The sequence below is a fragment of the Rhodohalobacter mucosus genome (assembly GCF_003150675.1).
Lineage (GTDB): Bacteria > Bacteroidota > Rhodothermia > Balneolales > Balneolaceae > Rhodohalobacter > Rhodohalobacter mucosus.
This window is the reverse complement of the sequence record NZ_QGGB01000008.1, coordinates 146,624-160,374: the sequence shown is the minus strand read 5'-3', so window position 1 is coordinate 160,374 and position 13,751 is coordinate 146,624. Positions and strand designations below refer to the sequence as shown.

At 50.5% G+C, this 13,751-nt stretch carries 8 protein-coding genes; 2 read left to right on the top strand and 6 right to left on the bottom strand.

The window, feature by feature from the left end:
- Positions 1-142: 142 nt before the first annotated feature.
- The 5 genes from DDZ15_RS11840 to DDZ15_RS11820 all read right to left on the bottom strand — a co-directional run bounded on the left by DDZ15_RS11840 (position 143) and on the right by DDZ15_RS11820 (position 8,621).
- Positions 143-436, bottom strand: coding sequence for a hypothetical protein (locus DDZ15_RS11840; RefSeq protein WP_109647314.1), 294 nt, complete (start codon positions 434-436; stop codon positions 143-145).
- A 117-nt stretch (positions 437-553) separates the two neighbouring features.
- A complete protein-coding gene (locus tag DDZ15_RS11835) occupies positions 554-2,377 on the bottom strand; it encodes an efflux RND transporter periplasmic adaptor subunit (protein ID WP_158278701.1) in 1,824 nt (607 codons plus the stop codon).
- 149 nt (positions 2,378-2,526) lie between these two features.
- Complete coding sequence (locus DDZ15_RS11830; RefSeq protein ID WP_158278700.1) at positions 2,527-3,774, bottom strand: TolC family protein; 1,248 nt, start codon at positions 3,772-3,774, stop codon at positions 2,527-2,529.
- Positions 3,775-4,055: 281 nt separating this feature from the next.
- Complete coding sequence (locus tag DDZ15_RS11825; protein ID WP_109647311.1) at positions 4,056-7,823, bottom strand: efflux RND transporter permease subunit; 3,768 nt, start codon at positions 7,821-7,823, stop codon at positions 4,056-4,058.
- 339 nt (positions 7,824-8,162) lie between these two features.
- On the bottom strand, positions 8,163-8,621 hold the full coding sequence (locus DDZ15_RS11820; protein WP_109647310.1) for a hypothetical protein: 459 nt from the start codon (positions 8,619-8,621) through the stop codon (positions 8,163-8,165).
- Positions 8,622-8,888: 267 nt separating this feature from the next.
- On the opposite strand from DDZ15_RS11820, the gene DDZ15_RS11815 reads away from it, so the two are divergent.
- Positions 8,889-9,644: an NYN domain-containing protein gene (locus DDZ15_RS11815; protein ID WP_199222957.1), complete on the top strand. Its 756-nt coding sequence runs from the start codon at positions 8,889-8,891 to the stop codon at positions 9,642-9,644.
- A 40-nt stretch (positions 9,645-9,684) separates the two neighbouring features.
- On the opposite strand, the gene DDZ15_RS11810 is transcribed toward DDZ15_RS11815, so the two are convergent.
- Positions 9,685-11,676: a S9 family peptidase gene (locus DDZ15_RS11810; RefSeq protein ID WP_109647308.1), complete on the bottom strand. Its 1,992-nt coding sequence runs from the start codon at positions 11,674-11,676 to the stop codon at positions 9,685-9,687.
- Positions 11,677-11,922: 246 nt separating this feature from the next.
- Between DDZ15_RS11810 and DDZ15_RS11805 the strand changes: the two genes are divergently transcribed.
- Entirely contained in the window at positions 11,923-13,452 is a 1,530-nt protein-coding gene (locus DDZ15_RS11805; RefSeq protein ID WP_109647307.1) for a peptide MFS transporter, read from the top strand.
- The last annotated feature ends 299 nt before the right edge of the window (positions 13,453-13,751 follow it).

Sequence of the window (13,751 nt, the reverse complement as noted above, 5' to 3'; positions counted from 1 at the left end):
CATTCACAATGACATCAGAAATAGTTTAACACAAATCCCCTGATGCTTATTTCTGCCGGTGACCTTAAGTCATAAGATATACCCCGTGCCATTACGCACTGCACTCGAAAAAAAGACAAATAAAGTGATTTTTAAGGGGCTCTTACTGTGCCCGCTGCTTATCCAACCACTTTTCCGCATCCGGTTCAGTCATTTCTCCCTCCTCTTTAAGCTTGTCCTGAAGAAGAGGCTCCAGATTGCGTGCTTCTTCTTTATCCGAAATATCGCGGCTTTCTGCATACCCGTTTAGAAACGTAAGCACCTTATCTCCTTCATCAGATCTTAATACCTCTGGTCTGGACACATTTTCTGTGGTTGCACTGGATCGCGGCTTTTTAGCCGGTTCCGTTGACCATATGTAATCGTATTTTAAATCGCTTCTATCTAATAATGGCATAATGTGTACCTTTCTTTATTTTTATAAAAATTATTGCCTCCTATAGGTTTAACAATATGCTTCGGATCAGAGTTTCTTTTTAATCCGTATCAGCCATGCAGATTGAAGAGGGGATTTTTATTCAATTCTCTCAATCACCTCACCGCATCGCGGCATGGTCTCCGGGAAATATGGATTTTGAATCTGCTGATTGCTGCTTAGCCAGCTTGCGCCCTCATTGCCAAAAGCCATGGGACAGTACTGATGATACACCACTCCATCTATGCCAAACATCTTCACCGCGCGGATCAGCTCTTCTGAGAGACTCCTGAAAGAGTTTGCCCTGGCTTCCCGATCATCAGCCGAGAGCATGCCCGAGGCATGGGTCACCAGAGCCTCATAGCTCTCCATCCAGGCTACATGTCCGTCGCCCGAAAGCCCATGAACACCAATTTCTTCCAGGCTGGAAATGAAGCTTTCGTAAGCGGATTGAGCAGAGCTCAGGTCGGACTCCAACAGCGCATCCTTTCCTTCAATGTAATACGAAACAGCTTTGGTAAATAGCTCACGAAAGTCGTTGGGAACATCGTTGAACTGTTCGGCAGCGGGAACGGAGGCTGCTTCATTCTGATAATTAATCTGATCTGCATCGTCGATTCCGTTTCGTGCCATATCCATTCCGCCATGCTGATGCCCGGCCTGAGCGGCTCCCGAACCCGGGGTGCGGTTCATCATGCTGAATCGGTCGGCCAGCTGAAATTCACTGTCGATACGGAAAGTACCGTTGAAGACTACGTCTTCACCCTCATCAATTCCGTTTTCGATGATATAGTGATCTCCCGCCCTTACGCCCAGGTCCACTTCACGGGCTTCAAACCGCGGAATTTCTGCGGATGCATCTTTTACATAAACAATTGATCTGGGCCCGGTCCATAACACGGCGGAAGCGGGCACAAGGATCTTTTCACCATCCATTTTCGCGTGAACGGTTCCGTGCACCAGCATATTCGGTTTTAGAGAGTGGTTCCCGTTTTCCACGTCGGCTCTCAGCCGAATGGTGCGTTTCTCATTATTAAAAGCCGGATCAATAAAATCAATCGACGCACTGTAATTCTGATCCGGGTTTGAGCGGGTCTGAAACAGCACGTCGTCACCCTCTGAAATCCAGGGTAGGTCCTGCTCATAGGCATCCAGGGTAACCCATAATTGATCCAGATTGGCTACCTCATAGATAACGGTTCCTTCCATCACGTGCTGCTCATCCACCACGTTGCGTTTCATCACAAAACCGTTAACAGGCGAAAGGATTTCCATATAGGTTTGGACAGTCCCGCGGTCTATGATAGCCTGAATCTGTTCATCGGTAAACTCCCAGAGGCTGAATTTCCGTACAGCAGCGTTGTAGAGTTCAGGATTGCGCTCGCGGGTTTCTACAGCCTGCAGCAGCTCCCGTTGTGCACTCACAAGCTCCGGTGAGTAGATGGTGGCCATTACATCGCCTTTGCGAATGGGCGCCCCGGTAAAGTCAATTTTCACATCACGGATGCGTCCTTCAAAGTGAGCGGTAACGTAACTGACACGCCGTTCATCAACTTCAACCCGGCCCGGCAGGTAAATCTCGCGAACCGGTTGTCTGCGCACGGCGGGCGCTGTCTGAATATTGGCCAGCTGGATGGAAGCTTCGGTCATCACCATGCTGTAGTCGTCCACACGTTCATCGGTTGAGACGGGAATCAGATCCATTCCGCATATCGGGCAGGAGCCTGGGCCATCCTCCCGAACGGATGGATGCATGGAGCAGGTCCAGACCTGTTCACCCGATTCATTGACAACCTGTTCGTGGCTGTGGTCGTCATGTCCGTTTTGAGTGGTTTCTGACCCCCCAAAAAAGAGCCAGCCGAGGATGACGCCCGCTATCAATACAGATGCGTATGTGAGATATTGGCTTTTTGTGATGTTCATTCTGGTATTGGTTTGTTTATTAAATTTCATTTCGGCTCTCCCCTCCTTTCCAAGGAGGGGTTGGGGGTGGTTGGTTATAGGAGGTGTCTGCAATCAGGATTCGGTCTCCTGACATAAACACACCCCTGATGATTTTGCTGGACTCTTCATCATCTGTCCCCTCTCAAGAGGGAACTCCCTCCAATCAATCGCTCTATTCTTGCCATGGCCTTATTCTGATTCACAATCGCTTCAACCCGTTCAAATTCGAGGTCGAGCAGTTCGCGCTGAATTTGAAGCAGTTCATCAAAAGCGGTATTGCCGGCCGTGTACTCTTCACTGAGAATATCGAGCACCTGACGTGCACGCGGAATCAATTCTACATTTAAAAGCTCAATGGACCTGTTCGAAGACCGCAAAGTTTCAAGGGCCTGTTCCAGTTCAGACGAAATTCTGTTTTCAGTTTGCTGTCGCTGCATCTCAACGGATTGCAGCATGCTTGATATTTGCTGCTTCTGTGAACTTGTTTTGGCGCGATAAATCGGCAGCCTGATTGTAGCCATTCCGATAAAACTCTCGGTGGCGTTTGGATTCATGGACATCGGGCCAAAATCACGACCCATAACCTCAAGACCCAGCCCAACGGACGGCCGCCCGCTGAGCACGGCGGCCCGTTCCTGTTGTTCAAGTGCAGACTCACGCAGGCGCAGCGTTTCAAAAACCGGATTTTGATCCCTTGCCAGTCCCGCGATCTCTTCAGCCGGATAAGCAGGGCCTGGCAGCTGCTGCGGTTCGGACGTATTCACCTCTTCATCTCTCTCCCTGTTCAGGAGTTCATTAAATGAGGCCAACAGGGGCGCAAGCCTGTCTTCGAGGTTCCTGATTCTGTTTTGAATTCTCTGCTTCTCCATCTGAATACGAAGAATATCAGCCTGGCTGGTCCGGGCGGTTTCGTATCGGATCTCTACCAGCTGCTCAAGGTCTCCCACAAGCTGAAGCGTCTGATCTGCAATTCTCATGTGCTGTGTCACTTCCGCGATATCGAGCCAGGTGATCCGAATATCCCGAAGTATTTCCAGCTGTCTGCTATCAATCAATGATCGCTGTACTTCCGCTGTATGAATCTGAGCCTGCTTACGGGCATCAAGCGTCCCGATCCATGGAAACATCTGCATTGCCGACAGCGAAAACCGGCCCAGTTGAGATTCGGGCATCATCGGATTGAAATCGTACCGGATGTTCAGCTCCGGATCGGGCAGAATACCGGTTTCCCGGGCTTTTTCTCTCTCGGCTTCATAGAGATAGCGAAGAGATCGCAGCTCCGGGTTCTGGTCAACCGCAATCCGGAGATACTCTTCGAGCTGGGGATATGTTTCCTGGAATTGAGCGGAAGCAGCTTGAGTGAATGTCGTTATCATGCCAATTACAAGAATCAGGACGGGCGCCAGGAGTCTCCTCTTGCGTTCACGTCCCGACCCACCGGGCAGAGGGGATATTGGGGTATGTATTGCCGGGGTTTTGTGTTGTGAACAAATTGAATCGTTAAACATCATCCCGCCAACACACCCCTGATTGCTGCGCTGAACACTCAGCAAGCTGTTGACTCTGAGGAGGAGACCCGGACTCTCCCCCCCTTTTTCAATAGGGATCCCTACGGAAGAGGGGGTCTTCTGCCTTTTGCCTTTTGCCTTTTCACTATTCATACCTCATCCTCCAATTTATTCACAGTTTGTAAACCAGACTCCTTCCACATCGCATACAGCAGCGGAACCAGCAGCAGGCTTAATACCTGGACCAGCATTCCTCCAAAAATGGGGATCGCCATGGGAATCATGATTTCAGATCCTTTTCCGGCAGATGTAAGTATGGGTAGCAGTGCCAGAAGTGTGGTGCCCGTAGTCATGAGGCAGGGACGAACCCTGCGCATGCCCGCTTCTACAGCTGTGGCATAGATGTTTTCGCGATTTTGTGGGTTTTTTCGCTCAAATAACTGATTGAGATAGGTTGCCATCACCACTCCGTTATCCACGGCGATACCGAAAAGAGCCAAAAAACCGACCCATACCGCTACGCTCATGTTGATGGTGCCCATGTGGAAAAATTCGCGCAGCTCAGTTCCAAATAGCGAAAAATTGAAAAACCAGTCCTGCCCGTAAAGCCAAAGCAGTATAAATCCGCCGGCCCACACAAGTACTATTCCTGAAAAGACAATGAGTGTAACCGGAGTTGACCTGAACTGGAACCAGATGATCAAAAATATGATCATCAGCGTAATCGGAAGGACAACGGATAAACGGTCGGCCGCTCTCTGTTGATTTTTGAATTCACCTTCGAACGTGTAGCTGATTCCATCGGGAATGGCTAAGGACCCCTCACTGATTCGCTCATCCAGATCTCTGCGAACTCGATTTACAACATCCACAGATGATAATCCTGTCTGGCTGTCGAACGTGACGTAGGCGCTTAAAAATGTGTTTTCACTCCGAATAGTCACCGGACCGGTTTCGAACCGTATATCGGCAAGCTGCCCCAGCGGAATCTGGCTGCCGTTTGGTGAGGGCACAAGTATCCGATTCATCATTTCCGGTGTATTGCGGTACTCCCGTGCATACCTGACACGTATCGGATAACGTTCCCGCCCTTCGACAGTCATTCCAAGCGCCTGCCCTCCAATGGCTGTAGTGATGACCTGCTGGACGTCGGCAATGGTCATTCCATATCGCGCAATATCATCGCGGTTGATGTCAATCTCTAAATAGGGTTTTCCTGCGATGCGTTCTGCGAAGACTGATGCAGGGCGGACTCCATCCACCTCCCTGACGATGCGTTCCAGGTCTGTGGCAAACCCGTCAATAACATCAAGGCCTGGCCCGCTTATTCGTATTCCCATATTGGCCCGCATACCGGTTTGCAGCATGATCAGGCGCGTTTCAATCGGCTGAAGCTGTGGTGCAGAGGTGACTCCCGGTATGTCGGAAGCTGTCACAATTTCCGCCCAGATATCATCCGGCGATTTGATTTGATCGCGCCATTGGCGGTAGTATCGCCCGTTACGGTCCGGTATCAGGTTACCGCATTCATCCCGGACAAAGTCACCGTTTTCAGTTTTAAACCGAATCCGGCGTCCACGATCATCCGTCTTGTACTCACTTTTGTACTGGATAATATTTTCGAACATGGAAATTGGCGCTGGGTCGAGGGCCGATTCCACCCGCCCGACTTTTCCTGTCACGGTTTCCACTTCCGGAATAGACGCGATTCGCATATCCATTTCCTGCATCATCTGCAGTGACTCCTCCAACCCTGCATGAGGCATGGTGGTGGGCATCAGCAGGAAAGAACCCTCATCCAGTGTGGGCATGAACTCCTGACCCAGTCCGGGAAAACGTTGCTCCAATGCGGTCCATGCTGAGGTATCATCAATTTCGATCCCAATTGTATCGAATCCTTCGGCCACATAGCGAAAAGTGGTGTCAAACCCCCTCCATCCCATGAGGCCAACGATCAGAATGAGAACAGGAAGCAACAAAAACACCCTTTTTTTCCTTAGGGCACGGGTAAGAATCTGCTCGTAATATTTCATGAAGAGCCACAGGAGGCCGAAAATCACACCGATTATCAAGATGATAAATATCATACTGAGGGAGATCGGGTTTTCAGGACCGAGCGGCAGCCACTGACCGGCAAGAAGCCAGACGACCCCCAGAAGGATAATGCCGGTATTGACCCGCGGTGACAGCGGCCTGTACTCTTCACGATAAATCCCGATAAGATTATTGGTGCCAAGTGCGATCAGTATCAGTCCGCCCCAGCCGTAAACGGTGAGTGCAACTATCAATCCGCCGGTAATCATCACACCGTTCCAGAAGATCTTCCAGCGCCTTTTATCAATCGTTAGTGAAAAAAGCCGGTGAGAGAATGCGGGGATCAGGGTGATAACGATCACCAGTGCAGCAATTAGGATAAATGTTTTGGTCCAGGCCAATGGTCCGAATAGTCGCCCTTCCTGCGCTTCCAGCATAAATACGGGCAGGAAACTGACAATAGTGGTTAACAGCGCTGTGATCACAGCGGGACTTACTTCTGTTGTTGCACGATAGATGGTCTCAAGAAGCGGTTCTTCCCGGTCTTTTTCCTCCATGTGGCGGAGCATGTTTTCAGTGAGTATAATGCCCATATCCACAACGGTACCGATGGATATTGCAATACCGGCCAAAGCCACCACATTGGCATCCACACCGAAATACTTCATCATGATAAAACTCATCAGAACGGCAAGAGGCAGCAGTGCAGAGATCACGATAGATGTTCTAAGATGCATCACCATGACGATGATCACGATGATGGTGATCAGAATCTGCAGGGTAAGGGCTTCCTCCAGGGTGCCAAGAGTTTCGTAAATGAGTCCTGTACGGTCGTAAAACGGTACTATGGTTACTTGTGAGACTGTCCCGTCTGACAACTCTTTGGATGGGAGTCCGGATTTAATCCTCTCGATTTCGGCTTTTACATTATTGATCACCTCAAGCGGGTTCTCACCATATCGCGCTACGATAACGCCGCCCACAGCTTCAGCACCGGCTTTGTCGAGCGCACCCCTGCGTTGTGCAGGACCCATTTGTACGCGGGCTACATCGCTGATCTTTATAGGAGTGTTGCCGTTAACGGCTACAACGCTCCCCTCCAGGTCTTCCAGAGACTCGATGTAACCGAGCCCCCGAACGAGGTACTCTGCGCGGTTCATCTCAATGGTTCGGGCTCCCACATCCAGATTGCTCTTTCGTACGGCCTCTGCAATTTGAAGCACCGTGACGTCCGCTTCACGCATTGCAGCCGGGTCGATCTCTACCTGATACTCCTTTACATACCCTCCGATGCTGGCCACTTCAGCCACACCTTCAACCGATGAAAGGGCATATTTTACCTGAAAATCCTGCACAGACCGAAGTTCCTGAGGGTCCCAGCCCCCGGCGGGATTCCCTTCAGAATCGTACCCCTCAAGGGTATACCAGAAGATTTGCCCCAGTGCGGTTGCATCCGGCCCCAGTGTGGGCTGTACACCCTCTGGCAATGTGCCGCCGGGGAGGGAGTTCAGTTTCTCAAGTATGCGGGTTCTGCTCCAGTAAAACTCTGCATCATCTTCAAATATGACATTGATGGATGAAAAGCCGAACATGGAATTACTCCGAACGGTTTTAACGCCGGGTAGTCCCAATAGCTGTGTGGTAAGCGGGTAGGTAATCTGATCCTCAATATCCTGCGGGGAACGTCCGGGCCACTCCGTGAATACAATTTGCTGATTATCTCCAATATCGGGTATGGCATCGACCGGCACCGGATTACGGGGAAGGAATCCGATATCCCAGTCGAACGGAGCCGTGGATAGTCCCCACCCTGCCAGCGTCAGAAATAACAGCACGGCGATCAGTTTGTTCTCGAGAAAAAAGCGTATAAGTTTATTCGTCATTTCGGGACTCACTCTTCCCATAGGGTTCCCTATGGGGCTGTCTCCCTCTCTGCGCGCAAAGGGGGAGGACTCTTTAAAGAGTTTAAAAGTTTTGTATTGAGTGGGTGTTTCAGGTTGGGAAAGGAGCTTTAATATCCCCTCTGGAGAGGGGAAAGCGAATTGAAAAAAGCGAAGCTGATTTTCATAAGCGAGGGGTGTGTTCGCGGGGATTCAACACCTTAAAAAGGCTTCTCGCTGAATCAACGCTCCATCATCACACACACCTATACAGATTCGCAGTTCACTCCTCTGTCTGTCCTCGCCATTAAGCGGGATTCTCCTTCCAATATGCAGAATGAGCTACAGCAAATAGGTGTCGTAAAGAAGCCAGAGAGGCGGAGCATGCCCGTTAATGGGGCCGCTTAGAGCCGGAGAAATGTTTTTGGAAAGAGTAACAGGTTGCAGCCGGAAATCCGGATCAGCCGGGAGCATGGCCGCAGAAACAGTTGAGGGGATCAGCAGGTTTTCATCAATGCGCGGAGCTTCGTCTGAGGAGCAAGCACAAAAAGCGAGCGAACCGCAGTGCTGTTCTTCATCCGGAGCGGGTGCATGGTGGTTGTTATCGGATCCTTTATGACTGCTGTCCTGAGCAGAATCATTCATTGAATGATGTGCTGCCATGTCGGTAGAGCAGAATTCTGCAAGCTCATGAGCATGCAGACATGTGGGCATCAGCAGAGCCGCTAAAAGAAGGAATGCAGCCGGCTTTGAAACCGATCGATATGTTACACCAAAAATTTTCACAGCGTAAGAATACATGATTTGAGTTGCTTTATGCAACAATCCAAAAATATTACACAACTTGATTGATATTTAAAACCGGCATCGTTAAAAAAAGCGGTGAGGCTGCCATTTTGCAGGACTCAATCTGGCTTGCTGTCCGGGTTTGGAACAAGCTCTTCAGCCGTTCTTTTCATGTACTCTTTTTTTGGAAAGTATCATAGCAGGCTACAAAGACTTCTTTGACTCAAATTACAGAATTAAGCAGGATCAATGGTATATTGAGCCAAATCGAACTAAAAAAGAATGTTAAAGACGAACATGGAGAATACTCCTAAACTGGCGGTATTAATAGACGCTGATAATGCACAGGCCGCCATTATTGACGGACTGCTGGCCGAAATCGCAAAATATGGAACCGCAAATGCAAAACGTATCTACGGCGACTGGACACAGCCGCAGCTGCGAAGCTGGAAGGAGATCCTTCTTCAGCACTCCATTCAGCCCATTCAGCAGTTCGGCTATACCCGCGGAAAGAATTCGACCGACAGCGCCCTGATTATTGACGCCATGGATCTTCTCTACACCGGAAAGTTCGATGGCTTTTGCCTGGTATCAAGCGACAGCGACTTTACCAAGCTGGCCGCCAGGATTCGTGAAGCGGGGCTCGTGGTGTATGGTTTCGGTGAGAAAAAGACTCCTGAACCTTTCGTGGCCGCCTGCGACAAGTTCATCTTTACGGAGGTTCTGCAGGTAGAGGATGAAAAGGATGAGAAAACAACTGCCAGACGCAAGAAATCCACAAATCAGCTGAAGCAGGATACCAAGCTGATCAACCTGATCCGCAATGCTGTGGATGCTGCGTCGGATGAGAGCGGGTGGGCCCACTTGGCCCCGGTTGGAAGCTATATGTCGAAAGCTTCCGCCGAATTTGATCCCAGGAACTACGGGTACAACAAACTGGGCGAGCTGATCTCAGCTACCAAGCTGTTTGATATGGAGGAGCGAAAAATCGGAGACGGACAGTCGAAAGCCATTTACGTCCGGGATAAACGTAAATAGTGATTGCAACCTCCAAATAGCACTTTCTGGTGATAAATTCTCACGGGGTTTTCACATACCCATCAAACCAGTCAATCACCCTGTTCATAAAATCGAGCTGGTGCGCACGTTCGGTGAGTCCGTGCGGTTCTCTCGGATAGAGTACCAGGCCGGTCGGAATATCCCTCATTTTCAGAAACTGATGCAGCTGAATTGACTGCTCGGGATGTACGCGGTCGTCTGCCAGGCCGTGAGCTACCAGCATGGGCGTATCGGATTGCAATAACCAGGCTACCGGTGAGCGTTCCCAGTTCTGCCCCGGATTGTCGAACCAGTAGAGATCCCAGTGAACCACGCTCATTTCATGCGGAATATCGGTGGTTCCCGTAAAAGAGATCCAGTTGGAGAGGCCCGCAAAGGTGATACCCGCCGCAAAGCGGTCGCTGTAGCGTGTGGCTGCCCAGGCTGAAAAATAGCCTCCATAGGATGTGCCTGAAATACCCACGCGATCCGGATCGATCATGCCCATGGCGCCAAGATGATCAATGCCGAGCAGAACGTCATCAAATTCCTTGCCGCCCAGATCGCGGTGGTTGGCAGAAGCAAAATCGGTTCCGCGCCCGCCGCTGCCCCGATAGTTTGGTTCCAGTACCATGTAGCCCCGGCCGGCAAGTAGCTGAACCGGGTAGAGCGCACGCGTAGTCCATCCGTTCAGGCTGATGCCTTCCGGCCCGCCGTGTGGAAGAATGAGAAGCGGATACCTCACCCCTTCCTCGTACCCGGTCGGTTTGGTAAGAACACCTTCGATTTCAAGCCCGTCTGCACCCGGCCAGGTAATGGATTGCTGCTCTCCCATCGATCGATCCGAAAGCCACTCGTTATGGTTGGTCAGCCGCCGGAGTTCTCCCCTTCTTACGTCTCCAACGTACACCTCACCGGGGTGTTCTGCGGTATTCACTGAAGCCGCAAATGAGCGGTTCCGCAGGTCCGGGCTTACACTCCTGAAAATCTCTGCCCCGCCGCCCGATATTCGCGTTGGTGTTTCACGGTCGGTACGAAGCGTATAGAGTACGGTAGAGGATCGCTCCACTGCGCTGAACATCACGGTTGAATTGTCCATCCACCCTACCCATTCGGGGGTGCCTTCCCAGTTCGGCGGTGTGATATCCCTGGATGCACCGCTTTCGCGGTCGATTACCCAGATCCGCTGCGGCAGCGGATCGCTGTAGGATCGTCCTGCAAGCAGCGCCAGCCTGGATCCGTCGGGCGACCAGCTCATGCCGGCCTTTTTCTTTGGCTCATCGAGGAGTGTTCGCATGCCGGTGCCGTCATGATTGATTTCAATAATGCTGGAATACATCTGGTCATTGTCAGCACCGGGTTCGTCGGTCACACGAAGTGCAATCCTGGATCCGTCGGGCGTCCAGCTGAAACCGACCACATGAAGGTCACCGGGTGATACAGAACGGGCAGACCCGTCCGCCGATTGAACATAGAGACGGGTATAGCGCAGATTTTCTCCGGCTACGATCATGTCAAACCCTCGTGATACGGCGTCCTGTCTCTCCTGAGACACAGGGTCCGTTACCGTGAAAGCCAGTCGGCTTCCATCGTCACTCCACTGGAATGCACCCACCCCATATTCTGAATCCGTATGACGCTGCAGATCATCACCTGCCCGGTTTACCGAATAAACCTGGGTTGAGGCATGGTGCTCTGTCAGCCGTGTAGTGAAGTAGAGGCGTCCGTCCGCACCCCATTCGGGTGAGCCGGCGCTGTTCGGTTTTTCAATGACGGGAATTGGGTCGCCGCCGGATGCCGGTATAAGATAGAGCTCTGAATAGTTGCGGCCGATGGCATCCTCATCGGTTCGCGGAACGCTTAGCGTAAAAGCGATACGGCTGCCGTCGCGGCTCATTTCGGCAGAAGAAACCGTTTCGAGTTTGACGATGTCTTCTGGAGTGAGGCTTTGGGCAGAAGAAATTACCGGCAGGGCAGCTGTTTGAAGAAGGAAGGCCAGAAAGAAAATGGAAAGAGTTATGCTTCTCATCATTTTGCAAATATGTTGGTTAGGATTATCGTGAAATTGCTGCAAAAGCAGTATTGTGCAAAACCAAAACACTCCAATGAGTTAAAGAACCAATCACGGCCGAATTACCTGCATTAGACCGGTGCTGTGCAGTGCATCGGCTGCCAGCCTGAAGACGCAGATTATACCAAACAACACTGCAGCTTGCGTACATTGCCGTCATTAAGTATCATGGCGGACGTCATGAACAGTTAACCTTTTATATAGATAATGAAAGATTCTGGAAATTCCGACGGGACTAGTCAATACAGCCACTCCTTTTTTGGCCATCCCCGGGGGCTGGCTACGCTCTTTTTTACGGAAATGTGGGAAAGATTCAGCTACTACGGTATGCGGGCTATACTGGTACTGTTTATGGTTGATGCAATCAATCGTGGCGGTCTCGGTCTTGATGATCGTACTGCAACAGCAATCTACGGCCTCTATACGATGTTTGTATATCTGCTGGCACTTCCCGGAGGATGGCTTGCAGATAAATTTTTCGGGTTGAGGAACGCTATATGGTACGGCGGTATCATCATTACGCTGGGCCACTTCAGTATGGCCATACCCGGCAATACCACATTTTATCTGGGCCTGATTCTCATTGTAATCGGCACGGGGCTGCTGAAACCTAACATCAGCAGTATTGTAGGCGGCCTGTATGCTGATGACGAACAAGCCAGAAGGGATGCAGGGTTTTCCATCTTCTATATGGGCATCAATATTGGCGCGTTTATAGCGCCTCTGGTTACAGGCTATCTGGGAGAAGGAATTAACTGGCACTACGGATTCGGTGCAGCTGGTGTGGGTATGCTGCTGGGCCTTATTCAGTACAAAGCCACTGAAAAATATCTGGGCGATGTGGGAGCCGCTCCCGAAGTGACAGACTCTCCTGAGAATCGTGATAAACTGTTCCGAAAGATTAAAATTGGTCTCTGGGCAACCGGCGTACTGTTTGTGATGTTGTTTGCAGCCGTTAGCGGCGGATATATTACCATCAACCCGGTTGCCATCGCAGATGCGTCCGGACTGGTTATCTTTATTTTGGTGCTTGCCTATTTTGCCTATATCTATATCGCAGAAGAGCTGACAGGTGATGAAAAGAAGAAAATCGGTGTGATTGCCGCGCTGTTTGTTTTTTCAGCAATTTTTTGGTCAGGGTTTGAACAGGCCGGATCATCTCTGAATCTTTTTGCGGAGCGCTATACAGATCGTGAAATTTTTGGCTGGCTGATGCCGGCCAGCTGGCTGCAATCCGTGAATCCCATTTTTATCATAACGCTTGCGCCTGTTTTTGGATGGCTCTGGGTCTGGTTGGCCAAAAAGAACCTGGAACCCTCCACGCCGGCAAAATTTGCACTCGGACTGATATTTCTTGGCTTTGGTTTTTTGGTTATGATGTTTGCATCATACTACGTAGTTGGCGGAAACCAGGTGCTTCCCACATGGCTGATCATGACCTACCTGCTTCACACTACAGGCGAACTTTGCCTGAGCCCTGTGGGACTGAGCGCCGTTACAAAACTTGCTCCCAAAAAGCTGGTTGGACAGATGATGGGAATTTGGTTTATGTCTATTGCTTTCGGAAATCTGATTGCAGGGCGAATTGCGGGACAGTTTGACGACCAGGCAATTCAGGCCGACCCCACACTGCTGCCCGACCTGTTCTGGATCATCGTGATGACAACGGTTGGGGGTGGAATCATTTTACTACTGTTCAGTAAGCCGATAAGAAAGCTTATGGGCAACATTCACTAACTTTTATCCGGGATCCTCTCTATTCTGCACCAGCCATAAGGGGAACCTGGAAACCGGCTACATTTTCTGCACTCAGAGAGAAATTAAAATGGTCTGCCGGTCCGATGCCGGCAGTTCAAAAAGATGGCTTCTCACCGGAGTAAGGCCTGTCCGCCCCTTCGTACCCTAAGACTATTACAGGATGCCCCAATCGGGAATAACCCTATACAATGTTCCGGGCATTTTACGGATACTGTCGGGTGACCGGTTCTTCCGGATAACTTTTTTAACGTAAAGATTTTGAATTAACAGGAAAATAT

Bases quoted from the DNA above. Each gene is read 5' to 3' on its own strand.
- DDZ15_RS11840 (WP_109647314.1), bottom strand. From the start codon at position 436: ATGCCATTATTAGATAGAAGCGATTTAAAATACGATTACATATGGTCA.
- DDZ15_RS11835 (WP_158278701.1), bottom strand. From the start codon at position 2,377: ATGAACATCACAAAAAGCCAATATCTCACATACGCATCTGTATTGATA.
- DDZ15_RS11830 (WP_158278700.1), bottom strand. From the start codon at position 3,774: ATGATAACGACATTCACTCAAGCTGCTTCCGCTCAATTCCAGGAAACA.
- DDZ15_RS11825 (WP_109647311.1), bottom strand. From the start codon at position 7,823: ATGACGAATAAACTTATACGCTTTTTTCTCGAGAACAAACTGATCGCC.
- DDZ15_RS11820 (WP_109647310.1), bottom strand. From the start codon at position 8,621: ATGTATTCTTACGCTGTGAAAATTTTTGGTGTAACATATCGATCGGTT.
- DDZ15_RS11815 (WP_199222957.1), top strand. From the start codon at position 8,889: ATGTTAAAGACGAACATGGAGAATACTCCTAAACTGGCGGTATTAATA.
- DDZ15_RS11810 (WP_109647308.1), bottom strand. From the start codon at position 11,676: ATGATGAGAAGCATAACTCTTTCCATTTTCTTTCTGGCCTTCCTTCTT.
- DDZ15_RS11805 (WP_109647307.1), top strand. From the start codon at position 11,923: ATGAAAGATTCTGGAAATTCCGACGGGACTAGTCAATACAGCCACTCC.